General features: G+C 66.8%; 19 protein-coding genes. 11 read left to right on the forward strand and 8 right to left on the reverse strand.

The features are described from left to right. The first annotated feature begins 2 nt into the window (after positions 1 to 2). Positions 3 to 701, forward strand: coding sequence for a UPF0149 family protein (locus FA87_RS17275; protein WP_036109764.1), 699 nt, complete (start codon positions 3 to 5; stop codon positions 699 to 701). A 114-nt stretch (positions 702 to 815) separates the two neighbouring features. Here the strand turns inward: FA87_RS17275 and FA87_RS17280 are convergent, their stop codons facing one another. Further along, complete coding sequence (locus FA87_RS17280) at positions 816 to 2,240, reverse strand: outer membrane protein transport protein (RefSeq protein ID WP_036109759.1); 1,425 nt, start codon at positions 2,238 to 2,240, stop codon at positions 816 to 818. A 231-nt stretch (positions 2,241 to 2,471) separates the two neighbouring features. On the opposite strand from FA87_RS17280, the gene FA87_RS17285 reads away from it, so the two are divergent. Further along, on the forward strand, positions 2,472 to 2,774 hold the full coding sequence (locus FA87_RS17285) for a YcgL domain-containing protein (RefSeq protein ID WP_036109757.1): 303 nt from the start codon (positions 2,472 to 2,474) through the stop codon (positions 2,772 to 2,774). Between the two features lie 65 nt (positions 2,775 to 2,839). After that, positions 2,840 to 6,295, forward strand: coding sequence for an ankyrin repeat domain-containing protein (locus tag FA87_RS17290; RefSeq protein WP_342633160.1), 3,456 nt, complete (start codon positions 2,840 to 2,842; stop codon positions 6,293 to 6,295). An 83-nt stretch (positions 6,296 to 6,378) separates the two neighbouring features. Here FA87_RS17290 and FA87_RS17295 read toward each other — a convergent pair whose 3' ends face one another. From FA87_RS17295 to ugpC, 3 genes are all read right to left on the reverse strand, one after another. Then, positions 6,379 to 8,181 (reverse strand): monovalent cation:proton antiporter-2 (CPA2) family protein, encoded by a 1,803-nt coding sequence (locus tag FA87_RS17295; protein ID WP_043696286.1) that lies wholly within the window; start codon positions 8,179 to 8,181, stop codon positions 6,379 to 6,381. 71 nt (positions 8,182 to 8,252) lie between these two features. After that, positions 8,253 to 9,242 carry a porphobilinogen synthase gene (gene hemB / locus FA87_RS17300; protein ID WP_036109750.1) on the reverse strand — a complete coding sequence of 330 codons (990 nt, stop codon included), beginning with the start codon at positions 9,240 to 9,242 and terminating at the stop codon, positions 8,253 to 8,255. A 156-nt stretch (positions 9,243 to 9,398) separates the two neighbouring features. After that, positions 9,399 to 10,493 carry a sn-glycerol-3-phosphate ABC transporter ATP-binding protein UgpC gene (gene ugpC, locus FA87_RS17305; RefSeq protein ID WP_043696290.1) on the reverse strand — a complete coding sequence of 365 codons (1,095 nt, stop codon included), beginning with the start codon at positions 10,491 to 10,493 and terminating at the stop codon, positions 9,399 to 9,401. Between the two features lie 225 nt (positions 10,494 to 10,718). Here ugpC and glk point away from each other — a divergent pair, with 225 nt between their 5' ends. After that, positions 10,719 to 11,759: a glucokinase gene (gene glk, locus FA87_RS17310; protein ID WP_036109744.1), complete on the forward strand. Its 1,041-nt coding sequence runs from the start codon at positions 10,719 to 10,721 to the stop codon at positions 11,757 to 11,759. Between the two features lie 151 nt (positions 11,760 to 11,910). On the opposite strand, the gene FA87_RS17315 is transcribed toward glk, so the two are convergent. The 3 genes from FA87_RS17315 to secB all read right to left on the reverse strand — a co-directional run bounded on the left by FA87_RS17315 (position 11,911) and on the right by secB (position 16,578). Next, positions 11,911 to 14,883, reverse strand: coding sequence for a DEAD/DEAH box helicase (locus FA87_RS17315; RefSeq protein WP_239709123.1), 2,973 nt, complete (start codon positions 14,881 to 14,883; stop codon positions 11,911 to 11,913). A gap of 159 nt (positions 14,884 to 15,042) precedes the next feature. Beyond that, positions 15,043 to 16,080, reverse strand: a complete 1,038-nt coding sequence (locus tag FA87_RS17320; RefSeq protein ID WP_036109739.1) for an NAD(P)H-dependent glycerol-3-phosphate dehydrogenase — start codon at positions 16,078 to 16,080, stop codon at positions 15,043 to 15,045. 3 nt (positions 16,081 to 16,083) lie between these two features. Beyond that, positions 16,084 to 16,578 carry a protein-export chaperone SecB gene (gene secB, locus FA87_RS17325; protein ID WP_036109736.1) on the reverse strand — a complete coding sequence of 165 codons (495 nt, stop codon included), beginning with the start codon at positions 16,576 to 16,578 and terminating at the stop codon, positions 16,084 to 16,086. A 305-nt stretch (positions 16,579 to 16,883) separates the two neighbouring features. On the opposite strand from secB, the gene rpmB reads away from it, so the two are divergent. Together rpmB and rpmG are read left to right on the forward strand one after the other, a co-directional pair. Further along, positions 16,884 to 17,120, forward strand: a complete 237-nt coding sequence (rpmB, locus tag FA87_RS17330) for a 50S ribosomal protein L28 (RefSeq protein WP_036109731.1) — start codon at positions 16,884 to 16,886, stop codon at positions 17,118 to 17,120. Between the two features lie 11 nt (positions 17,121 to 17,131). Continuing rightward, a complete protein-coding gene (gene rpmG / locus FA87_RS17335; protein WP_036109728.1) occupies positions 17,132 to 17,296 on the forward strand; it encodes a 50S ribosomal protein L33 in 165 nt (54 codons plus the stop codon). 227 nt (positions 17,297 to 17,523) lie between these two features. Here the strand turns inward: rpmG and FA87_RS17340 are convergent, their stop codons facing one another. After that, the gene (locus tag FA87_RS17340; protein WP_036109723.1) at positions 17,524 to 18,717 is read right to left on the reverse strand and encodes a fatty acid desaturase; all 1,194 of its coding nucleotides are present in this window, start codon (positions 18,715 to 18,717) and stop codon (positions 17,524 to 17,526) included. Positions 18,718 to 18,952: 235 nt separating this feature from the next. Between FA87_RS17340 and FA87_RS17345 the strand changes: the two genes are divergently transcribed. Genes FA87_RS17345 through mutM form a run of 5 tightly spaced genes read left to right on the forward strand, consistent with a single transcriptional unit; the run spans position 18,953 to position 23,130 of the window. Continuing rightward, on the forward strand, positions 18,953 to 19,681 hold the full coding sequence (locus FA87_RS17345) for an ABC transporter ATP-binding protein (RefSeq protein ID WP_043696292.1): 729 nt from the start codon (positions 18,953 to 18,955) through the stop codon (positions 19,679 to 19,681). Beyond that, positions 19,678 to 20,433 (forward strand): ABC transporter permease subunit, encoded by a 756-nt coding sequence (locus FA87_RS17350; RefSeq protein WP_036109718.1) that lies wholly within the window; start codon positions 19,678 to 19,680, stop codon positions 20,431 to 20,433. The genes FA87_RS17345 and FA87_RS17350 overlap by 4 nt, the downstream gene beginning before the upstream one ends. Further along, on the forward strand, positions 20,433 to 21,779 hold the full coding sequence (locus FA87_RS17355; RefSeq protein ID WP_043696295.1) for a DUF4350 domain-containing protein: 1,347 nt from the start codon (positions 20,433 to 20,435) through the stop codon (positions 21,777 to 21,779). Before FA87_RS17350 ends, FA87_RS17355 begins: the two co-directional genes overlap by 1 nt. A 1-nt stretch (position 21,780) precedes the next feature. Beyond that, positions 21,781 to 22,272, forward strand: a complete 492-nt coding sequence (locus FA87_RS17360) for a hypothetical protein (protein ID WP_043696300.1) — start codon at positions 21,781 to 21,783, stop codon at positions 22,270 to 22,272. A 45-nt stretch (positions 22,273 to 22,317) separates the two neighbouring features. Continuing rightward, entirely contained in the window at positions 22,318 to 23,130 is an 813-nt protein-coding gene (gene mutM, locus FA87_RS17365) for a bifunctional DNA-formamidopyrimidine glycosylase/DNA-(apurinic or apyrimidinic site) lyase (RefSeq protein WP_043696307.1), read from the forward strand. Positions 23,131 to 23,153: the final 23 nt, after the last annotated feature.

The following is a 23,153-nucleotide window of genomic DNA, read 5'->3' on the forward strand; positions in this document are numbered from 1 at the left end:
CCATGCAGATGAATGAAACGCGCCTGGGCCGCCTCGACGACCTCCTGATCTCGACCAACCGCTATTCGCTGGAGACGCTGGACGGACTCTTCTCGGCGGCGATCGTGGGCCCGGCCGACGTCGACATCGACGACTGCATGGCGATCCTCGACACCGACGAGGCGACGCCCTGGGAGTCCGAGGCCGTGCACGCGGAGGTCGCCACGCTGCTCAAGGAATTCTGGGCGGTGATCGAGGCACGCGTGTCGGGCGATCCCAAGGTACTGGCGGAAGACGCTCTGCCCTTCATCGACTCGCCCGAGGAATTCGACGAGATCGAGGACGTCGCTTCGTACAATGGCGACTTCCCGCTCGCGAGCGACTGGGCGCTGGGCTTTCGCTTCGCCCTCAGCGAGTGGGAAGAGGAATGGTCCGAGTGGCTGGATGAAAAGACCTATCCGTTCGTCGGCATGCTGCTGACCCTGACGGCGGATCAGACCGATCCGGACCCGGGCACACCGACGGTGGCCCTGCCGTCGTTTGAGGAGCGGATGAATCTGCTCAACGAGATCCCGTTCCAGCTCGCGCAGCTCTATCGTCGCCGCCATCCGAGGCACGGCAAGCCCGTACAGCGCGACGAGTCGAAAGTCGGCCGCAACGACGTCTGCCCGTGCGGCAGCGGCAAGAAATTCAAAAAATGCCACGGCGCGGAAGGCCTGTAGGAGCGCGCCCCGCGCGCGATCCCGTTCGACTGGCCTGAACGCCATCCACAAAAAAACCTCCCCGTCGCCGGGGAGGTTTTTTTACTGGCTCATATCAGCCGATCGGGGAGACGATCAGAACTGGTACTTGGCCGAGACGCTCAGCAGGTTGCCCTTGTCGTCGTTCTGGCCGACCAAACGGTCGTTGGTGGCATTGGTGACGCCAGCGATGTGAGCCTTGTTAACGAAGATGTGGGCGTAACCCGCGTTGACTTCGAAACGCTCGGTGGCCTTGTAGCCGATACCGAAGGCCAGCCACTTGCGGGTCGAGTCCGGCACGCGCGGGGAGCGGGTATCGTCGTAGGTCGGCGTCGTGTCGACGGCGACACCGGCGCGCAGCGTCAGCTTGTCGGTCGGGTAGTACTCGCCACCGGCGGACAGGAAGTAGCTGTTGCGCCAGCTGTAGTCTTCGCTGGTGGACGGCTGGTTCGGGTTCGAGTAATTGACCGTGAGGTCCTTGAACTCGTTCCACTTGGTCCACGACAGATCGAAGCCCAGGCCGAACTTCACGTCCTGGTGCCAGAAGCTCGCGGTGGCGACGGACGGCGTGGTGAAGTCAGCCGTACCGTTGGTGTGGGTGAAGGGCGGCTGGCCCGAACCGAGCAGCGCACCGACAGTCGGGTTGGACAGCACGGCCGTCACGTTGCTCGGCATCGTGAAGTTACCGGTGCCTTCCAGCTTGTGGCTGATCTTGCTGCGGTAGTTCAGGGCGATGCGGTCGTTCTGGGTCAGCTTCCACAGACCACCGATCTGCCAGCCGTAGGCCCAGTCGTCACCCTTGATCTTGGCGACGCCGTCGCTACCCGGCGGAACCACGGCGGCGTACTGTGCGGCCAGCGCGCGGGCGGTGGCGGGCGGCAGCTGACCCGCGGCGGCGGCGCGCTGAATCAGGCCGAGGCCGACCGTGTTGTAGTTGATCGCACTGGTCAGTTCCGCGGTCGTCTTCTGCGCGATGAAGCTTGCGCCGAGGGCGAAGTCGTCCGTCACGTCGAACGACGCCGACAGCGTCGCGTCATACGACTTGAAGTCGGACTTGATGGCGTTGTAACGACCCTTCCAGTCGGAGTCGTATTCGGTCTTGAAACCGAACGGGGCGGTCAGGCCGAGGCCGATGTGCCAGCGATCGCTGACCTGGGTCGCGACGTAGAACGCCGGAACCGGGATCGTGGTGCCGGCGTCGCCGCCGTTGCCGCCCGAGATGGGACGACCCTGAGCGTCGGTCGCGGTGCCGTGGAACTTGGTGCTGAAGTTGATGCCGGTGACGTCGGCCTGGAACGTGGTGCCCTTGAGCAGGCTCATGGCGGCCGGGTTGTTCACGATCACCGAGGCGTCGTCACCCGCGGCGGCGGAACCGGCGAAAGCGCGACCGAGGGCGGCGGCGCTGTTTTCCTTCAGCTGGAAGGCGCTGGCGTGAGCGGCCTGCGGAGCCACCAGCGCGCCGGCGATGGCCAGCGAAAGGGCGGCGACGGCCAACGAACGGGTATGGGTCAACTTCTGCATGCGTGGTGGCTCCTGCTTTTGTTCTGTTCTGGGTCGATGTCACGTGCGCGGAACGGAAAAGTTAGCCGTTTTCATACGCGCGTTTAACAATCTGGGGTGGGACTCTGGACGACTTGACGAATAATTTGCAAGTGCATGTGCAACAAAGTCGAAACATCCGACGTTTATGCACACTTGCGCCGTCACTCTTTTGCTAACGTATGCTGCCGATCCGCAAGCGAGACCGCCGTCATGCACTGCTACGTCTACGCAAGCCTTCGCAAGCCCGATACTTACGTCTGGATGACCCGCCGGGACGGCTTCGACATGCTTCCCGAGCCGCTCGTCCTCCTGCTGGGTGAGCTCCGCTTCGTGCTGGAGTTCGAACTCACGCCGCAGCGCAAGCTCCCGCACAACGACACTGAGCAGGTGCTCATCAACCTCGCGGGTTGCGGCTGGCATCTGCAGACGCCTCCCGGCGACACGCTCACCGTCTGCAACCAGCCCAACCACAATCGCGAGATCGACCCCGACCGGACGCTCGTGCGCGTCTGATCGGCCGAATCCGCGCACAGGCAGAGTGCGCGGCGCGGGTTAACACGTCGTTACCGCGTGATGCCATGCGCGTCCGTATACTCGCGCGCATGGCCAATCCCAAACGTCGTCGACCATCGCTGATCAAGGCGCTGCCCTGGTTCCTTCCCGCCCTCGCCGCTGTCGCCTGCGCGGGTCTCACGGCGTCGCCGCTTGCGCTGATTCCGCTGCTGCTCGCTAACGCCCTGGTGATGGCCGCGGTCTGTCACGCGATCGGTTTCGATCCCGAAACGAGCTTCCTGCGTACGGCCTTGCGTCGCGGCTCGGCGCACGTCGTGATCTTCACGGCCTACACCTTCGTCGTGTTCGTGCTCGTCGCCTGGCCGCTGCTCAAGCTGACGCAGGCGCCCAGCTTGGGCGTGGCGCTGTTACTGGCAGCGACGCTCGTGGTCGCGCTGGCGGCGCTGTGGCGCATGTGGCCGGCGTTCGGGCTTCTTTTCCTCTGGGACGATGCCTACCCCGAGGACAGCGGTAACGGCTCGTGGATATTCACCGCGGTGGCCCGCTCGGTCAGCTTCGGCCGCCACCTTTCCGCCGAGGAACGTTTCTTCTCGCATTTCCTGCCCGCCGCCTTCAGCCTGCTCGTACTCGCCTTTTGCGCCGTGGCCCTCTCCGGCCTGTACGGCGTCTTTCCCCCGGAGATGCGGATCGCCGCGCTGGCGATCTATGGCGTGGTGCTGCTGCCCGTCGCCGGCATGGTGATCGCGAACCGCACCCTGCGTGCGCTGCTCTGCGAGCGCCGCGGGCATATCCGTACGGCCCGCGCCGAGCCCCGGCGTGAGCCGGGCATCGAGCCGGACGTGGCTGCGCCGCCTCCCCCCATTCCCGTACTCAGCACCGAAGAAAGTCAGCCCGGCGTACGTGAGCACGCGCTCCTGGCAGCGGCCCGCGAAGGCGACATCGCACGGGCCGTGGCGCTCGTCGAAGCCGGTGCCGACCCCAACACCGCCGCGGAACCGGGCGATCGCGACCAGCGCCCCGTGCTGACGCTCGCCGCCCTTTCCCCCGACATCCGCCTGCTGCGTGCGCTGATCGCGCGTGGTGCGCAGGTCAGCCGTGCCCATCAGGGCGTGACCGCGTTGCACGCCGCGACGCGCGACAGCTGGCACGGTCGCCCTGAAGCCGTCCTCACCCTGCTGACCAACGGCGCGAACGCCGCCGCCACCGATGCCGAGGGCAACACCGCACTGCACGGGGCGGTGCTCAGCGCCGAGCCGACCGTCGCCGCCATGCTGCTCGATGCAGGCGCGCCGGTCGACGCCGTCAACGCCGCCGGCGACACGCCGCTGGCCATCGCGTGCCGCGCGGCCAACTGGGCACTCGTACGCTTCCTTCTCGAGCACGGTGCCAAACCCGCTCCCGTCGGCGGCGAGCCCGCTCTGGTCGCCGCCGCCGGTATCGCCGACGACGACGCGGAAGGTGTGAAGGTGCTGCTGCGCTACAAGGCACCGGTGAACGCCACCGACGCCCACGGACGCTCGGCCCTGATCGCCGCCTCCGCGGAAGGTCACGAGCAGATCGCCCGGGCCCTGCTTCAGGCCCACGCTCAGCCGAACCTCGCCGACCGGCATGGCACCACCGCCCTCATGGAGGCCGCGCGTGCCGGCGCTCACGGCATCGTCCAGTTGCTGGCCGACGCCCAGGCCAATGCCTCGCCGCGCGACAGCCACGGACGCGACGCGCTGACGCTGGCCTGCCAGTCGCCGCGCGCCCAGGCCGCCACGGTACGCGCGCTGCTCGCGCTGGGGGCCCAGCCGAAGGAAGCCGGCGCGGATGGACGCAGCGCGCTCGACCACGCGGCCGGTACGGGCCGCTGGGACTTCGTCGCCCTGCTCGACCCGGAGACGCCACTGCCGACATCGCTGAGCGAGTCGGTCGTACCGGAGGCGGGGGCGGATTCGCCGATGCATCTCTACGATGCCTTGCGTTTCGGACACTGGGCCGTCGCGTCCACGTTCACCGCCAAGGTTCGTGCCTGGCCCGCGGAAGAACTCGCCGCGCTGTATGTCGATCTGGCTGGCACGGGCTTCGATGCGGCACGCGCGTGGCTGCTGGACCATGGCCTTCATGCCGAGGCGCGGCTGGCACCCCCGGCCGACGGAACCGACACGACCGGCCGCCGGCTGTTCGACGCCCTGCTCCCCCAGCTTCCCCAGTCGGCCGACGCGCTGCTGCAGCTGATGCGCGCGGGCGCCACCCCCGCGGGTGCGGGCCTCCTCGGTCAGGCGGTGTGCCGTCTGGACGGTGCCGACGAACGCCTGACGCTCGCGATGCTTGAAGCCGGTGCCGACCCCTTCGGCGCCGACGCGCGCGGTCGCACGCCGGTACATATGGCGGCGGCCACCGGCCGCAGCGCGTTGCTCGGTGCCTTGCTCGCCCGGGGCATGGACCCGAACGTGCGCGATGCGGGAGGCCGTACGCCCCTGCATGCCGCCCTCGAACAAGGCGGTGAGAGCCTGCCCCTCGTCCGCCTGCTGGTCGCTCATGGCGCGGACCCGGAAGCGGCGGACGTCAATGGCGAGACGCCGTACGGCCTCGGCATAGGCCATGGCGATGTCGAGCGCTGGCTGAGCTGGACCGCGTGGCCACTGCCGCGCCGTCCGCTGCGTGCCGATGACTTACCCGCCGCCGCCGCCGCGGGCGACATACAGGCGGTCGACCGGCTGCTCGAACTCGGTTTTGCCGTGGACACGCGCGATGCGCAAGGCGCCACCGCCCTGCTTCGTGCCGCCGGCGCCGGAAGGCGGGATGTGGCCGAACACCTCATCGAAGCGGGCGCCGATCCCACGCTCGCCGCCGCTTCGGGCATCACGCCACTCGCCGCCGCGGTGAACGCGCGTCGCGACACGATCGTCGAAGCGTTGCTCGCGCGCGGCGTGGCGGCGGACCAGCGACTGCCGGGCGATACGACCGCCCTGATGATCGCCGCCGCCCTCGGCTACCCCGAGATCGCCGAGATGCTGCTCGCGGCAGGCGCCGATGCCCGCGCCGAGGACGCGCACGGACACACGGCGCTGCATGCCGCCGCGCAATACTGCTTCGGCAGCAGCGACAGCCTGCGCGCACGTCGCCTGCTCGATACGGTCATCGGCAAGGGTGCCGATGTGAACAAGGCGGACAAGGACGGCGTGACCCCGCTGCTGATGCTGCTGGGTGCGCATCTGCGCCCCGGTACCGAGGCGGATGCCACCCACCTTGGCGCGCTGGTACCCGTCCTGCTCGACGCGGGCGCGAAGATCGAACACGCCGACCATCGCGGCGTCAGCGCGCTGCACGCGAGCGCGATGCATGCGCTGCTGGGCCCGGCCCGCGTCCTGATCCATCGCGGTGCGAACCGTCAGGCGGCCGATGCGTTCGGCCGGACCGCCGGCGATGTCGCCCGGCATCTGGGTTACGTGGACATCGCGCACGAGCTCGGGACGCGTGTCGGCGCGATTCCGAGCGTGAGGCAGACGTTGCGGCAGCCGGCGCAGCCGGACTAAGGACAAGGCGGCCTGCGGCTCCCTCGCGACGGTTGTCGCGAGCGGGGCTCGCTCCTACAGCGAGCGCGCTCGCCTCTTCAGGGTCAGGCTTCCTTTTCGCGCTCTTCCACCGCATCGGCCTCGAAGAGCTGCTGCAGGTCGTGCAGGGCTTCCTTCGAGGACTGCATGAGGGCGGCATCGTCGTCATACACCAGGTACTGCGCGCGCAGCACCTGCTCGTCGTGCTTGCGGAACCGCGCGATACGGCTGTCGACGACGTCGGCCGACATGTCCAGCGACTGGAGCACGTGGCGGGTCATCTCCAGGCTGGAGTAGAAGGTCTCGCGCACGGGATCTTCGATGCCGATATCCATGAGACGGAACGCATGCTGACGGTTGCGCGCGCGGGCGACGATCTTGAGGTGCGGGTACTGGCGCTTCACCAGCCGCGCGGTGCGGATGTTGGCTTCGGGATCGTCGGTGGCGATGACGAACACCTCGGCCTTGTCCGCCTGCGCGGCACGCAGCATTTCCGGACGCCCGGGATCGCCGAAAAACAGTGATGTGCCGCCGAAGCGGCGCGAGGTTTCCACCTGCTCCACCGAGCTCTCCAATGCGACGAACTGGATGCCCTGCGCACGCAGCACGCGAGCGACGATCTGGCCCATGCGCCCGAAGCCGGCGATGATGACGCGGGGCGTATCGGCCTCGATGGTGTCGAATGCACGGTCCGGCTTGCGCACACGCTCATGCACGAGACGCGACGCGGCAAGCACGAGCAACGGCGTCAGCGCCATCGACAGCGAGATCGCCATGACCATGAGGCCACGCTGGCTGTCGTCGATCAGGCGATTCTGCTGTGCGAGGTTGAGGATGACGAAGGCGAATTCGCCGCCGCTGGCCAGCACGGCCGCCAGACGCACCGAGTCGGCCGTGGTCAGCGAGCCGACCAGCCGGCCCAGCGGAACGATCAGCAAGGCCTTGACCGTGAGCAGCAGCGCCACCATGCCCAGCACGAGCAACGGCTTGGCGACCAGCAACGCGAGGTCGACCGACATGCCCACACTGACGAAGAACAGGCCGAGCAGCAGCCCCTTGAAGGGTTCGATATTCGACTCGAGCTCGTGGCGATACTCCGAATCCGCCAGCAGCAGACCAGCAAGGAAGGCGCCGAGCGTCACGGAGATGCCCGCCAGCTCCATCAGCCATGCCGTGCCCATGACCACCAGCAGCGCCGTCGCGGTGAACACCTCGGTGCTCTTGGCGCGAGCGACGAAGCGGAACACATGGCGCAGCAGCAGCCGGCCGCCGAGGATCACGGCGAAGATGGTGCCGACGACCCGGACCACGCTCATCGTGTCGGGACCGTGCGCGCCGTGGGCGACCGCGCCACCGAGCAACGGCACCGCGGCGATCAACGGAATGGCGGCGAGATCCTGGAAGAGCAGGATGGCGAAGGCCTGGCGACCGTAGGCGGCGCCGGCCTCTTTGCGCTCAGCGAGGATCTGAAGGCCGAACGCGGTGGACGACAGCGCAAGGCTGCCACCGACGATCACACCCGCCTTCCAGGTCAGGCCGAACAGGAAGTAGCCGATAGCACCCAGAGCGAGCGCACAGGTGATCACCTGCAGGCTGCCGCTGCCGAACACCGCACGGCGCATCACCCACAGGCGGGACGGCGACAGCTCGAGGCCGATCACGAACAGCATCAGCACGACGCCGAAATCGGAGATCGTCGCAACGCCCTCGGTGTCGCTGACCAGGCCGAGGACGGACGGCCCGATGACGACGCCCGCCAGCAGGTAACCCAGCACGGCACCCAGACGGAAGCGTTTGGTGAGCGGCACGGCAACCACCGTCGCCAGCAGGAAGACGACGGCCGTCTCTAGAAAGTGATGTCCATCCATGCTGCGGCTCCCGGGAAATCGTCCCGGATTATGTCATGCGGATCCCGCTGCCGTTTTGGACGAAATGCCGCTCAACCCTTCAGCCAGCGCGCCACGTCCACCGCGAAGTAGGTCAGGATCGCATCGGCGCCCGCCCGTTTCATCGCCAGCAGCGATTCCATGACGACGGCCTTCTCGTCCAGCCAGCCGTTCTGCGAGGCCGCCTTGATCATGGCGTACTCCCCGCTGACCTGATAGACGAACGTGGGCGCGCCGAAGGCGTCTTTCACCCGCCGGACGATGTCCAGATAAGGCAGGCCCGGCTTCACCATCACGGCATCGGCGCCTTCGGCGAGATCCAGTTCGACCTCGCGCAGGGCCTCGTCGCTGTTGCCGACGTCCATCTGATAGGTGTGCTTGTTGCCCTTGCCCAGATTGGCCGACGAGCCGACCGCGTCGCGGAACGGGCCGTAGAAACTCGACGCGTACTTCGCCGAATACGCAAGGATGCGGGTGTGGATGTAGCCGGCGTCTTCGAGCGCGTCGCGAATCGCGCCGATGCGGCCGTCCATCATGTCCGAAGGAGCGACGAAGTCCATGCCCGCTTCGGCCTGGGCCAGCGACATCTTGATCAGCGCCTCGACGGTCGGCTCGTTCATGACGTAACCGTCGGCGTCGATCAGGCCGTCCTGACCGTGCGTGGTGTACGGATCGAGTGCCACGTCACCGATGAGACCCAGTTCCGGAAAGCGCTTCTTCAGCTCGCGCGTGGCGCGCTGGAACAGGGCATCGGGATTCCACGCCTCACGGGCGTCTTCGCTTTTCACCCCGTCGCCGACGGACGGGAACAGCGCCAGCGCCGGTATACCCAGGGCGACGCACTCCTCGGCGAGCTTCAGCAGTTCATCGATCGACAGCCGGTCGACACCCGGCATGGACGAGACCGGCTGGCGCACGCCTTCGCCATCGACCACGAAAGCGACCATGATCAGGTCGGACACGGTGAGCACGTTCTCGCGCATGAGGGCGCGGGAGAAAGCGTCGCGGCGCATGCGACGCATGCGGACGGCGGGGAAGGTCATGGGACGGCGGCCTGTTGGTTGGCGATCGCCCCATTTTACGCCTCGGCCGACGCGCCGGTGGTGGCAAGGCGTCGCAGGCGTCTCACGCCCCGCCGATACGCCCGTCGAGGGCAGCGCATCGGCGGAACGTCGCCGTGAGGCGGCCCCGACCCATGCTTACACGTCGATTCGCAGCGTGCTTTCCGGATCGAAGAAGTGCACGCGCTCCAGATGGAAGCCCAGCGCGACGTCGCTGTCCGGCTGCACCGTCGAATGGGGCGGTACGCGCGAAACGAGCTCTTCGCTCCCGTGACGCATGTTGAGGAACACTTCGTTGCCCACGGGCTCCACCACGTCGACATGCGCCTGCAGGCGTGCGTCGACACCGGGATGGTCGCTGACCGTAAGCAGGTCCTCCGGGCGTACGCCGACGATCAGCGGCTTGTCGATGTAGGGGCCGAGCGCGGCCGCCTCGGTGGCGAGCGCGAGCGAGCCATCCTTCATCTCCAGACGAAGCCCGTCGGCGCGACGCAGCGTCCCGTGGAAAAGATTCATGGCGGGGCTGCCGAGGAAACCCGCGACGAAAAGATTCGCCGGCTTGTTGTAGAGATTCATCGGCGTATCCAGCTGCTGGATCACACCGCCGTTCAACACCACGATGCGCTGACCGAGCGTCATCGCTTCGATCTGGTCGTGCGTCACGTACACCATCGTGGCGCCCACGCGGCGGTGAATACGCGCGATCTCCACGCGTGTGGACAGGCGCAGCTTCGCATCCAGATTCGACAGCGGTTCGTCGAGCAGGAAAACGGAGGGATCGCGCACCATCGCACGCCCCAGCGCCACGCGCTGCCGCTGACCGCCAGACAGCGCGGCGGGACGATGATCGAGGCGTTCGTCGAGGCCGAGCATCTCCGAGGCGCCGGCGACACGGCGATCGATCTCCGCCTTGTCCACGCCGCGCAGGCGCAGGCCGAAGCCGAGGTTCTCGCGAACGGTCATGTGCGGGTACAGCGCGTAGTTCTGGAAAACCATCGCGATGTCGCGATCCTTCGGCGGCACGTCGTTGACGACGCGGTCGCCGATGCTCAGCGTGCCACCCGAGATGGACTCGAGTCCGGCGATCATCCGGAGCAGCGTGGTCTTGCCGCAACCCGAGGGCCCGACCAGCACCAGCAGTTCGCCATCGGCGATTTCGAAGCTCGCCTCCTTCAGGGCCACATGCCCGTTCGGATAAACCTTGCGCACCTTCTCGAGGCGAACCACTGCCATCACATACTCTCCCGTTGTACCCGTGCCTGGCAGGCAACTGCCTGCCATTGACCCGGGCGATGGGGTATTCTGCCGACGTAAACGTTTACGTCAAAGTGCCGGTCCCCACCGTCACACCGGGAGGCTCTGCGTATGTCAAGACGGCGCAGAGCAAACCGTCACTAGACGCCAGCGCCCGCGCGAGGCAACCTTGCGGGCTTCCGTGATCTGACAGGTCCTTAAAACATGTCCAAAGTTAGCGCCGCGGCGCCGACCCTGCTCGCCGACCTCGGCGGCACCAACGTGCGCTTCGGCATTGCGCATCCGGAAGCAGATCAACCGCTTATCCAGGAAAGCATCCGGCGTTACCACGTCAAGGACTACGCGTCGCTGGGCGATGCCGCCAAGCAGTACTTCAAGGAAACCGGCCACGAGGCGCAGCGCGCCATCATCGCCGCCGCCGGTCGCATCGATAACGGCGAGACGGTGAAGGTCACCAATAACCCCTGGGCCATCTCGGCGAAGAATCTCGCCGCGGAGCTGGATCTGGAGTGGGTTCACCTGGTGAACGACTTCGCGGCGCAGTCGATGGCCGTGATGCTGATGAGCGCGGACAAGGACGCCCAGGGCCACCAGGATCTGGTGGAAGTCGGCACCCTGCCCGTGCCGAAAATCGGCGCCAAGGAAGAGCAGACCTTCGTCGTCGTCGGTCCGGGCACCGGGCTTGGCGTGGGCGGCCTGCTCATTCGTGGCGACAAGGTCAGCGTGCTGCAGACCGAAGGCGGCCATGCCGGCTTCGCGGCGCACAGCGCCGAGGACATCGAGATCCTCAAGGTGCTCAACCTTCGCTACGGCCGCGTGTCCAACGAACGCCTGATCTGTGGCCAGGGTCTGGTGAATCTCTACGAGGCGATTTGCGAAATCTCCGGTCAGAAGCCGCAGGCCGACATCACCCCGGAAGAGATCACCAAGCGCGCCACCGACGAAACCTGCCCCATGTGCGCACGTGCGGTCGAAACGTTCGCGGGCATCTTCGGCAGCGTGGCCGGTGACCTCGTGCTCACGCTGGGCGCGTGGGACGGCGTGTACCTCACAGGCGGCATGACGCCGATCCTGCTGCCGTGGATCCAGAAGGGCAAGTTCCGCGAACGCTTCGAAGCCAAGGGCCGCTTCCGCGACACCATGGAGCAGGTACCGACCCAGGCCATCATGAACCCGGAGCCGGGCCTCATCGGTGGTGCGGCGCTGGCGATCGTCGAAGCCGGCGGTACGCCGCTGCGCCGTTAAGCCAGCCGAGTGGTAAACGTCATGCCGCGCGCAGGTGAAGGCCTGGCGCGCGGATGACGCGCATGACCGTTGAGAACCCGGGATTCCCGTCCGCCGGGAGTGCGCGATCGCTCCTGCGCAGCACGGCGGGAGAGCCCGCAGACTGAGTGCTTCAGGCCGGCGGAGCGAGCAGCGCGTCGAGATCGCTTTCGTCGAAGCTCAGTCGCTCACGGCTTCCGCCACCTTCAAGCACGGCGTCGGCAAGCTCGGCCTTGCGGGCTTTGAGTTCCTCGATGCGTTCTTCGACGGTGCCCGCTGTGATCAGCCGGTAAACGAACACGGGCTTGTCCTGACCGATGCGATGCGCACGGTCGCTGGCCTGTGCCTCGGCCGCCGGATTCCACCAGGGGTCGTAGTGGATGACGGTATCGGCGCTGGTCAGGTTCAGGCCCACGCCGCCCGCCTTGAGCGAGAGCAGGAACAACGGCACCTCGCCGTCCTGAAAGCGCTGCACCGGCTCCGCGCGATCGCGCGTTTCGCCCGTCAGCGTCACGTAACTGATGCGCCGTCGATCGAGCTCGACCGCGATCAGCTTGAGCATTTCAGTGAACTGACTGAACAACAGGACACGGCGGCCTTCGGCCAGCAGCGCGGGAAGCATGTCCATCAACAGTTCGAACTTGGCGGACTCGCGCACGCCACGGGCGGCCTCGAGCTTCACCAGCCGCGGATCGCAGCAGACCTGACGCAGCTTGAGCAGCGCATCGAGGACCACGATGCCGCTATGGGCGATGCCGCGCTGCGCGATGACCTCGCGCAATTCCTCCGCCAGCGAGAGGCGCAGGCTTTCGTAGAGATCGCGCTGACGCGGCTCCATCACCACACGACGTGTGATCTCGGTCTTCGCCGGCAACTCCGACGCGACCTGCGCTTTGGTGCGACGAAGGATGAACGGCGCAATGCGACGGTTCAGACGGTCCTGGCACTCGATGTCCTGGTGCTTCTCGATCGGCGCACGGTAGTGGCGACGGAACGCACCTTCGTCACCCAGCAAGCCGGGCACGGCGAGATCGATCTGCGACCACAATTCGCCGAGGTGATTTTCCAGCGGCGTGCCGGTGAGGCAAAGGCAACGCGGCACCTTCATCGCGAGCAACGCGCGGCGCGCCTGCGTGCGCGGGTTCTTCACCTGCTGCGCTTCGTCGAGCACCACGAGGGAGAACGCCTGCTTCTTCAGCGTCTCGACGTCGCGCGGAAGCAATGCGTACGTCGTGAGGATGACATCGTTCTCGCCGATGTGCGCGAACGTTTCCGCGCGTTGGGGACCATGCAGCGCCAAGACACGCAGACTCGGTGCGAAGCGCGCGAGTTCGGACGACCAGTTCGGCACGAGGCTGGTCGGCACGACGACGAGCGCGGGCGACTCGAGATTGCCGTTTTCCTTCAGCGCCAGCAGATGCGTGATGAGCTGGAGCGTCTTGCCCAGACCCATGTCATCGGCGAGTACGCCACCGGTGCCGGCTTCGGCCAGGGCGTTCATCCAGCGCAGGCCATCGCGCTGATAGCCGCGAAGCTCCGCCTGCAACGCCTCGGGAACCACGTCGCTGGCGCGCTCGGCCGCTTCACGCAGACGCCTAGTAAAACCACGCAGCCGCTCGGGCGCTTCGAACGAGCCGCCACTGGGCAAGGCCTGCGCGAGCTCTTCGAGACGACCGGCCTGTACGCGAGGCAGATGCAGTTGCTGACGCGGCTTCTCGAGGTATTCGGCGAGCGGAGCGAGCAAGCCTCGCAATTCTTTCAGACGCACCGGGACGCGACGGCGTTCGTCGACAGGCGCGTACCAGACCGAGTCTTCAGCCTCACCGGGCGTCGGGCTCAGACTGAGCTGGTGCTCGGCCAGCGCCTGCGCGACGGCAGGCAGCAGGTTGACGCGCTTGCCCTCGACTTCGATGCCGATTTCCAGATCGAACGCACGGTCCGCGTCGTCTTCGTGCGCCTTCCCGTACCAGTGCACGGGACCCTCGAGCACTTCGAAGGGGAAACTGCGGTCGTACTCCAGCACGAAGCCATCGCCTTCGAGCCGGGGACGCAAGGCAAGCCATCGGGCCGGTGTATTGACCTCCAACGCACCGGCATAGCCCTTGCCCGGGAACAGCCACGCGTCATCGGGCAGCGTGTCGGCCATGTCCCAGGGCAAGCCCTCGGTATCGACCGCGGGATTGAGGCCTGCGCCTTCCAGCGTTTCCATCGAGGCGAGTTCTTCAGCACGGCGTCGCGTGATTTCAAGCAGCGCACCGTTGCGCACGCGTCGGACCAGCGGCTCACCGCCGCGTCCGGGCAGGCGCTCGCCTGCGTAGTCGAAGGCAAGCCTTCCATAGGCCAGGGGGGGCGTACCCGCGGCGAGCCGCGCATGCCGGGTCAGGGCGTGGAGTACGAGCACCGGGCGCGGGGAAACTTCCGCCCGACGCATGTCACCGAACACCTGCGGCGGCGGCACGCGCGGCCCCATGCGCGTGCCTTCCATCCGGGCGAGGAACGCGGCCGTGCTTTCGGGCGGCAGAGGCGGAAGATCGAGCCAGGCGCCTTCGTCAGGAGAACCTTCCAGCGGACCGATCTCGGCATGCTCCGCGTCGAGGAACCAGAGCGAGCCCACACGAAAAAGACGCTGACTGGTCGGAAGCGCCGGCACCAGCTTCTGGCTGCCGTCCTTTTCGAGGTTCCAGCGCCAGCTCAGGGGATGAGCCTGCCCGCGCGACAGCTTCAGACCGGCAACGCCGCCGAAGAAACACGGTGCGCCATCGAGCACTTCAGCCAGGAGCTGGTCGCCCAGCGCACCGGCGAAACGCGCGTAGCTGCGACTCTTGCGCAAGGTCTGCGGCAGGCCGAGCACCGTGGCCGCCAGACGCTTCTCGGCCACCGTGAGCGCGGCTTCGGGCAGGTGGCGGCTATCCAGCGGCAGGGGGCGGGAGTAACGGCCCTCCGCACTCAGCGTGAGCAGGACCGGAGCGGCATCCAGCCGGGCCGCCGGCTCGTGGTCGTCGTTGACGCCCTCGAGGAAGAAACCCAGCACACTGCGCTCGGCCAGCGGAGGAGCGGCCGGCTCGTCGAATGCGCGCTGCCACGCCAGAGGCAGCACTTCTGCCATGGCGTGACGCCTGCGCTTGTCGTCCGGTTGATGCATCCGTATGCGAGCCTGTCAGCGCGACCAAAACAGGAAGCTTAGCAAAGGCGGGATGACGTGCCCGTAGGACTTTTTACCCGGCGGACCGGCCCGGTTCAGCCAGACGGGAGACGCGCCGCGGCGTCAGTCGCGGCGGTGGGGGAACAAATCGACGGGATATTCCGCCTTCTGCTCGCGCCCCATGAGGGTGCGCAGACCCTCTTCCGGCGTGACTTCGCCATGCAGCACCGACCGGACGGCGGCCGAGATGGGCAGGTCCAGCCCATGGAAGCCGGCGAGGCGGGCGACTTCGTCGGCCGTCACGACGCTCTCGACCACCTGACCGATCTGGCGAACCGCTTCCGTCAACGGAATGCCCCTGCCCAGGGCCAGACCCAGGCGGCGGTTTCGTGACAGGTCGCCGGTGCAGGTCAGGACGAGATCGCCCAGGCCGGCAAGGCCCATGAGCGTCTCGGCACGCGCCCCAAGCGCGACACCGAGGCGAAGCATCTCGTTCATGCCGCGGGTGATGAGGCCAGCGCGGGCGTTGAGCCCCAGTTCCATACCGTCGGCGACGCCGGTGGCGACAGCCAGCACGTTCTTCATCGCACCGCCGAGCTCGGCCCCCAGGATGTCGTTACCCGTATAGGCGCGGAAGTTGGGCGCGTGCAGCAGCACGGCGAGTTCCTTGCCGAAGGCGTCGTCCGTGGCGTGGACCGTGACGGCACTGGGCAGGCCGGCGGTCACCTCGCGGGCGAACGAGGGGCCGGTGACGACCGCGGCAGGCCTGCCGGGAAGCTTTTCGTTGACCAGTTCGTGCAGAAAACGCCCCGTACCCGTCTCGAAACCCTTGGTAGCCCACGAGATGCGGACACCGGGTTCGAGCATGGGCACGATCTGGTCGAGCAGCGCGGCGAACGCGTGGCTCGGCACCACGAGCAGAACGATGTCCGCCCCCCGCAGCACGCTGGCCAGGTCGCCGTCGTAGGCGAGTTCCGGCGGCAGGTCGAGGTCGGGCAGGTAACGCAGGTTGCGACGCGCCGCGGCCATTTCCGCGAGCGCGTCGGCGTCGCGCCCCCACAACCGGGTGGGGACGTCGTTGCGCGCCAGAAGCGCAGCCAGCGCGGTACCCCAGGAACCGGCGCCGAGAACGGCGACGGTGGGTCGGGAGGCGGAGGTCATCGCTCAGCTGTTGAGCGTATGGGTACCGGCGCCGCCTTCGACCTGCTGACGCTGCTGCTCGGCGTAGAGGGCGTCGAAGTTGATCGGCTGCAGCAGGAACGGCGGGAAGCCACCTTCCTGGATCATCGCCGAGACCATCTGACGGGCGTAAGGGAACAGCAGGTTCGGGCAGTACGAACCGAGGATGCCGTCGCGGTCGTCATCGGTGAAACCACCGATGCCGAAGATGCCGGCCTGGTGCACTTCGGCGAGGTAAGCGGTGCGCTCGCCGAGGTTGCAGGTGAGGGTGAGGCTGAGCACGACTTCGAACAGGTCGTTGCCGAGGTCGACGGCCTTGTGGCCGAGGTTGAGCTGGACCTGCGGCTGCGCCTCGGTCTCGCCCATTTCCTGGAACACCTGCGGAGCGTTCGGCGCTTCGAAGGAAGCATCCTTGACGTAGATCTTCTGCAGCACGAGCTGCGGCTGGCCGGCCTGGCCGTTGGCGGTGATTTCTGCCATTGCGTGAGTCCTCGAGAAGGCGTCGTGTGGGCGGGATACGTGCCGCTGGCACGAAAGCCGGGATTGTTTCACACAACCCGGCGCCCCGCACAGTCCGGCTTGCGCGACGACGTAGGATTCTGAGAGAATGCCCGGCTTCCCTATGCCAACCCGATCCGTCGGGAACGCCCGTCATGCGATGCGGGCCTCATTGTCAGGGATGTTCCACCCCCTCCAGCCATCGCATGGCGCCCCGTAACCGGGTCGTGGCTGGGCCGTCGCCACCCTGGCCAAAGGGCGGTCCAACGAATCTAAAGGAGGTCATCATGGCCCGTAGATGCCAAGTCACCAATAAGGGCGTGCAGAGCGGCAACAACGTCTCGCACGCAAACAACAAGACCCGTCGCCGCTGGTTGCCGAACCTGCACGAGCGCCGCTTCTGGGTCGCCAGCGAGAACCGCTGGGTGAAGCTCCGCGTTTCCAACCACGCGCTGCGCACCATCGACAAGAACGGCATCGAAGCCGTGCTGGCCGACCTCCGTTCCCGCGGCGAAAAGATCTAAGGAGATCAACCATGGCAAGCAAGCGCGATAAGCACCGCCTGATTTCCACCGCGGGCACCGGTCACTTCTACACGACCACGAAGAACAAGAAGAACACGCCGGAAAAGATGGTGTTCATGAAGTACGATCCTGTCGTCCGCAAGCATGTGGAATACAAGGAAGGTAAGATCAAATAAAAATTGGCCGCCGAATGGCGGCCTTTTTTTATTTACGCGGCGCAAGCCGCGCGTAGGAGCGCACTCCGTGCGCGAACCCCTCAGCACAACATTCGTGCGAATGAGGCCTTACGCCACCTTGAGCCCGATGTCCCGGCTACGAAGCGGCTTTACAGCTCTTACGCATGTGCCAAACAAAAAAGGGCCCGCCAGATGGCGGGCCCTTTTTTCGAATCGGCTTGATCGTGTTAGGCGCCGACCGCTGAGTAACCCTTCAGCCGCTGGGCAAACTGCTGCAACGAACGGATGCCGCTTTCTTCCGCCTCGACGATCCACTGCTGCAGAGACTTCAGCGCCTTGTCGGCACCGCGCTCTTCCATCAGGGCGACCAGGCGCGCGCGGAACTCGCACACCGTGGTGAGCGCCGGGCGATTGGCCAGCGCGGCATGCATGCGCTCACGCGCATCGTTGTCGAGCCAGCGACCACCGTCGGCCAGCGCACGACGAACACGACGCGGCACGGCTTTCAGATTGTCTCCGGCCTGACTGACTTCTTCGCGCATGGTCGGAAGGATGACGTTGCGGTAGTAGTCCGTCGTGGCCTGGAAACGCAGTGCGAGGACACCCTTGAGCGTTTCGGCATCCGGCAGGTGCACGTTCGGACGGATGTTCAGCGTGGGCGCGACACGCAGCACCTTGGCCAGACGGAAGAAGCGCAGGCTGCAGATCACCGCCCAGCCGATATCGAACTCCCACTTGCGCAAGGCGAACTTGGCCGAGCTCGGGAAGGCGTGATGATTGTTATGCAGCTCTTCGCCGCCGATCCAGAAGCCCCACGGCGAGATGTTGGTCGCGGTGTCGGAGCTTTCGAAGTTGCGGTAACCCCACCAGTGGCCGATGCCGTTGACGAAACCGGCGGCCCAGAACGGAATCCAGATCATCTGCACGGCCCAGATGGCCATGCCGATCACGCCGAACAGCGCGACATCGATAAAGGCCATCAGCACCGGGCCCCAGTACGGGTGCGCGCCGAACAGCTTGCGCTCGAACCAGTCGTCGGGGGTGCCACGGCCGTACTTCTCCATGTCGGCCTTGTTGTAGCTGGCCTCACGATAGAGCGACACGCCGTCCAGGAAGACCTTCTTGATACCGAAGACCTGCGGGCTGTGCGGATCTTCCTCGGTCTCGACCTTGGCGTGATGCTTGCGATGGATCGCTACCCATTCCTTGACGACCATACCCGTGGTCAGCCAGCCCCAGAAACGGAAGAAGCCGTTGAGGGTCCAGTGGAAATCCACACCACGATGGGTCGCGCTGCGGTGGTAGTACAGCGTCACCGTGAAAATGGTGAGCTGGGTGACCACGAGCACATAGACAGCGATCTCGCCCCAGCTTGCGTGGGTGAGGCCGTTGGCCAGGAAATCGAGCAGGGTGTCGAGCATCAGGTCGGTACCGCGCGGGAAGTGAAGGGGTCGTACAGGTACCAGTCTAACGAGCCGATTCCATACCCACCAGCACGGAATTCGGCGAAATGTGAAGCCCACTGTTGTGGTTTCCGAACCCCTTTCCGCACAATCGCGGGATGACCGCCCCCTCGCTCGTTCAGCATGATCACTCCCCTGCGTCTTTTTGCTCGCAAGATAGTGCGCGTTACGCGGTGTTCGGCGACGTAGCCGCATGAGCGCGGCCCATTTGCTGAATGTCGCAGACGTTACGAGACGCCGTGCCGGGCGCCTGGCCGTCGAGGGGGTGTCGTTTTGCCTGAACCGTGGTGAAGTCCTGGGCCTCCTCGGCGTCAATGGCGCGGGCAAGTCCACCACGCTTTCGATGCTCGCCGGTGCCCTTCGCCCTCACAGCGGACGTATCGAGCTGGACGGCATGGATTTCGTGCGGCAACCGGCCATGGCGCGACGTCTGCTCGGCTGGCTGCCTGAAAGCGCCCCGCTGTGGCCGGAGCTGTCCGTCGACGAGCACCTGATCGCGTTTTCCCGGCTCCGCGGCGCCAGCCGGGCCGTGGCAAAGCGCGCGGCGGACACGATCGTCGCCCGCCTGCAGCTCGGCGACCTTCGCAGGCGCCTCGCGGGGGTCCTGTCGCAGGGCCAGCGCCAGCGACTCGGGCTCGCCTGCGCCCTCGTCCACGACCCGGCGCTGATCATTCTCGACGAACCCGCCAACGCACTGGATCCGGTGCAGGTGGGCGAGCTGCGCCGACTGATCCGCGAGCGGGCCGCCGCCGGTGCCGCTGTGATCCTGTCGACTCACGTCCTTGGTGAGGTGGTCGCCGTGTGCGACCGCGTGGCGATCCTTCACGAAGGGCGCCTGCGTCACGATGCGCCGCTGCACGACGACCACGGCGGCGATATCGAATCCATCTTCTTCGGCATCGCCACGGGAGCCGGCGCATGAGCATCGCCGCCGTCGCCCGCCTGGAATGGCGCCGCCTCGCTGTCCGCCCGCTCGCATGGGCGCTCGCCGCACTCACCATCGCCTGGCTGGCCTGGACCTTCGTCCTGGGTCTAGGGCAATTTCTCGGTGCGCAGGTGAAGCTGGCGGGGATCGCCGACGCGCCGGGCTTCACGGATCTGGTCGCCATTCCGCTGCTGGCGGAACTGGTCAAGCTCGCGTTTCTGGTGGTCCCGCTGATGACGATGACCCAGCTCGCCGGTGAACGCCGCGCGGGCACCCTCGCCCTGCTGGCCTCCACGGGCCTGTCACCGACACGCATCGTGCTGGGCAAATACATCGCCGTGCTCGGATGGCTGGCACTTTGGCTGCTTGCCACGCTGGCGATGCCCCTGCTGGTCGGTGCCGAATCCACCGCCGACTGGGGCAAGCTCGCCGCGGCGACACTGGGCACGGCCCTGCTCCTGGCGACGCTGGCCGCGATCGGCCTCGCCTGCTCCGCGGCGACGTCGTTCCCTGCCATTGCCGCGGCGATGGCACTCATCGTGACGCTCGTCCTCTGGACGATCGATCGCGGCGCTCAGGCGGCAGGCCTGAGTGGCGGCTTTCTCGGCTGGCTGACCATGGCCACGCATCTGCAGAACCTGCTTCGCGGGCTGGTGGTCTCCAGCGATCTCATCTGGTTCGCACTGGCCATCGCCCTGTCACTGATCCTCGCCATCCGCCGACTCGGCGCCGACCGGGAGCGCCAGTAATGCGCCGCCTCGATCGCTGGCTCGTCCTGCTCGGCCTGCTGGTCGCCACCGGTTGCATCGGTTTCCTCAGCACACGTCACACGTGGACGGCCGACTGGTCGCGAGGCGCGCGCGCCAGCCTCGCGCCGGAAAGTGTGGCGGTGCTCGACACACTGCACGGCCCGGTCGAGGTGGTCGGCTACCTCTCGCCCACCGGTCCACTGCGCGAGCAGATCGCCGCCGTCATCGAGCGCTATACGCGTGAAAAGAAAGACCTGACGCTGTCCTTCGTCGACCCCGACCTCGACCCGGCGGCCTCGCGCCAGCTCGGTATCGCCGGCGACGGCGCCCTGCTGGTGCGCTATCAGGGCCGCGAGCAGCGGGTCGAAAGCCCGATCAACGAACGCAACCTGTCGAACGCCCTCGAGCGGCTGGCCCGGGGCGGCGAACGCGTGGTCGCGTTCGTCACCGGCGACGGCGAACGCCAGCCCGACGGTCGCGCCAATGCGGACCTGGGCACGTTCATGACCCAGGTGGAGCGCCGCGGCATTCGTGCCGTACCGCTCAACTTCAGCCAGACGCGCGGGGTGCCGGATCACACCGACCTGGTCGTGCTCGCCAGCCCCACGAGCTCCCTTCCGGCGGACAGCGTCGCCGCGCTGGTCGACTACGTGCATGGCGGCGGCAACCTGCTCTGGCTCACCGAACCGGGTAACGAGGATCTGGGCACCGGCCCGCTGGCCGACGTGCTCGGCGTGCGTGTGCTTCCGGGCGTCCTCGTCGACGGTCAGGGCAGCACCCTCAACGTCAACGATCCCCGGATGGTCGTGCTCGGCGACTACCCGTTCCACGCCATCACTCGCGGGTTCCGGGAAAGCACCCTTTTCCCGCAGGTATCGGGACTGGCCCAGGTCTCCGACCACGACTGGGCCGTGGTGCCTTTCCTGCGCTCGGGCGAGCGCAGCTGGACGGCCTTCGGCGGTATCGATAACGCCAGACCGTCGACGATCGCCTTCCACCCGGAGGCGGGCGAACTCAAGGGCCCTCTGGATTTCGGCTTCGCCCTGAACCGACTGTCACCCAGCCCCGATCGCAATGAGCAGCGAGCCGTCGTGATCGGCGATGGCGACTTCCTGTCCAACACGTACATCGGCAATGGCGGCAATCGCGCGCTCGGCGAACGCGTGCTCGACTGGCTCCTTGGCGACGACGTACTGGTCGACCTGCCGACGCGCGGTGCACCGGACCGTGTGATCTCGTTGTCGCAGGAAGGGCTCAACGCCATCAGCTTCGGCTTCCTCATCGCGTTGCCGGTGACGCTGCTCGGCCTCGGCGTCGGCATCGCCTGGCGCAGGCGGAGACGCTGACGTGCGCACGCGACTGATCGGCCTGCTCGTCGTCCTCGCGCTGATCGTCGCGGTGGCCTGGCAATGGCGCGCGGATGAAAGCGATGCGCGCGCGCACCTGCTTACCGCGCTGGATCCGGACACGGTGAGCCATGTCGAGCTGACCCTGAAGGGGTCGCCTGCCCAGCGTTTCGAACGGCACGACGGTCAGTGGCTGACCGATGGCACCCGGATCGCCGATCAGGGCCGTGCCGACGAACTCGCCTCACTGGCCGCCACGCCGGTCGCAACGTGGAATCCAGCCTCGACGTTCGATGAGGCAAAAATCGGGCTGGCACCGCCGGTCGCCGTGCTGGTGCTCGACGGCGTCCGCGTCGAGTTCGGCGACATGGCCGCCCTGGGTAAGCAGCGCTACGCGAAAGTCGGCGACCGGATCGCCTTCGTACCCGCTCAGGCCCTGCCGCGCGCACCACGCACGGCCTCGCTGCCGACCCACGACTCACCGGCACCCTGACCGGCAGCGGTTGCCAGCCGCCGCGGCAGCCCCCATCTTCGGCCCATGCCAGAACTTCCCGAAGTCGAAACCACCCGTCGCGGTATCGCACCTCACCTGGAAGGGCGTCGCGTGACGGGCGTCGTGCTGCGTCGGCCCGACCTGCGCTGGCCGATTCCACCGGAAATCTCCTCGTTGCTGCCCGGGCAGGTCATCGAAGCGGTGGACCGACGCGCCAAATACCTGTTGCTGCGAACACAGGCGGGGACCGCCCTGTTCCATCTGGGCATGTCCGGCATGCTGCGCGTGCTTCTTCCCGACACGCCCGTGGGCAAACACGACCACGTCGACCTGATGCTCGAATCCGATCGCGTGCTGCGCTTTACCGACCCCCGCCGGTTCGGTGCGCTGCTGTGGCAGATGCCCGGCGAGACGCACGCCTTGCTCGAAGGTATCGGTCCGGAACCTCTGACCGACGCGTTCGACGGTGACGTGTTGTGGCGACTGTCCCGCGGCCGCAGCGCCGCGGTAAAGACCTTCATCATGGACAACGCGGTCGTGGTCGGCGTCGGCAACATCTACGCCAGCGAGGCGTTGTTCGCTGCGGGAATCGATCCGCGCCGCGCCGCCGGCAAGGTGTCACGCGAGCGCTACGCGAAGCTCGCCAGTGAGATCAAACGGATTCTCGCGTACGCCATCACACGAGGGGGCACCACCCTGCGCGATTTTCTCGCGCCGGATGGCGCCCCCGGATACTTCTTTCAGGAGTTGTTCGCTTACGGACGCGCCGGCGAGCCGTGCCGAACCTGCACGACGCCGATCAAGGTCGTGACGCTCGGACAGCGAGCGTCGTTCTATTGCCCTACATGCCAGCATTAGAAAAGACGACACGGTATCGAGCG

The sequence above is a fragment of the Luteibacter sp. 9133 genome (genome assembly GCF_000800155.1).
GTDB classification, from domain to species: Bacteria; Pseudomonadota; Gammaproteobacteria; order Xanthomonadales; family Rhodanobacteraceae; genus Luteibacter; species Luteibacter mycovicinus.

Bases quoted from the DNA above. Each gene is read 5' to 3' on its own strand.
- secB (WP_036109736.1), bottom strand. From the start codon at position 16,578: ATGGCAGAAATCACCGCCAACGGCCAGGCCGGCCAGCCGCAGCTCGTG.
- FA87_RS17315 (WP_239709123.1), bottom strand. From the start codon at position 14,883: ATGGCAGAAGTGCTGCCTCTGGCGTGGCAGCGCGCATTCGACGAGCCG.
- hemB (WP_036109750.1), bottom strand. From the start codon at position 9,242: ATGACCTTCCCCGCCGTCCGCATGCGTCGCATGCGCCGCGACGCTTTC.
- FA87_RS17350 (WP_036109718.1), top strand. From the start codon at position 19,678: ATGAGCATCGCCGCCGTCGCCCGCCTGGAATGGCGCCGCCTCGCTGTC.
- FA87_RS17355 (WP_043696295.1), top strand. From the start codon at position 20,433: ATGCGCCGCCTCGATCGCTGGCTCGTCCTGCTCGGCCTGCTGGTCGCC.
- FA87_RS17275 (WP_036109764.1), top strand. From the start codon at position 3: ATGCAGATGAATGAAACGCGCCTGGGCCGCCTCGACGACCTCCTGATC.
- FA87_RS17295 (WP_043696286.1), bottom strand. From the start codon at position 8,181: ATGGATGGACATCACTTTCTAGAGACGGCCGTCGTCTTCCTGCTGGCG.
- FA87_RS17320 (WP_036109739.1), bottom strand. From the start codon at position 16,080: ATGACCTCCGCCTCCCGACCCACCGTCGCCGTTCTCGGCGCCGGTTCC.
- FA87_RS17280 (WP_036109759.1), bottom strand. From the start codon at position 2,240: ATGCAGAAGTTGACCCATACCCGTTCGTTGGCCGTCGCCGCCCTTTCG.
- rpmB (WP_036109731.1), top strand. From the start codon at position 16,884: ATGGCCCGTAGATGCCAAGTCACCAATAAGGGCGTGCAGAGCGGCAAC.
- FA87_RS17340 (WP_036109723.1), bottom strand. From the start codon at position 18,717: ATGCTCGACACCCTGCTCGATTTCCTGGCCAACGGCCTCACCCACGCA.
- mutM (WP_043696307.1), top strand. From the start codon at position 22,318: ATGCCAGAACTTCCCGAAGTCGAAACCACCCGTCGCGGTATCGCACCT.
- FA87_RS17290 (WP_342633160.1), top strand. From the start codon at position 2,840: ATGCGCGTCCGTATACTCGCGCGCATGGCCAATCCCAAACGTCGTCGA.
- glk (WP_036109744.1), top strand. From the start codon at position 10,719: ATGTCCAAAGTTAGCGCCGCGGCGCCGACCCTGCTCGCCGACCTCGGC.
- FA87_RS17285 (WP_036109757.1), top strand. From the start codon at position 2,472: ATGCACTGCTACGTCTACGCAAGCCTTCGCAAGCCCGATACTTACGTC.
- FA87_RS17345 (WP_043696292.1), top strand. From the start codon at position 18,953: ATGAGCGCGGCCCATTTGCTGAATGTCGCAGACGTTACGAGACGCCGT.
- ugpC (WP_043696290.1), bottom strand. From the start codon at position 10,493: ATGGCAGTGGTTCGCCTCGAGAAGGTGCGCAAGGTTTATCCGAACGGG.
- rpmG (WP_036109728.1), top strand. From the start codon at position 17,132: ATGGCAAGCAAGCGCGATAAGCACCGCCTGATTTCCACCGCGGGCACC.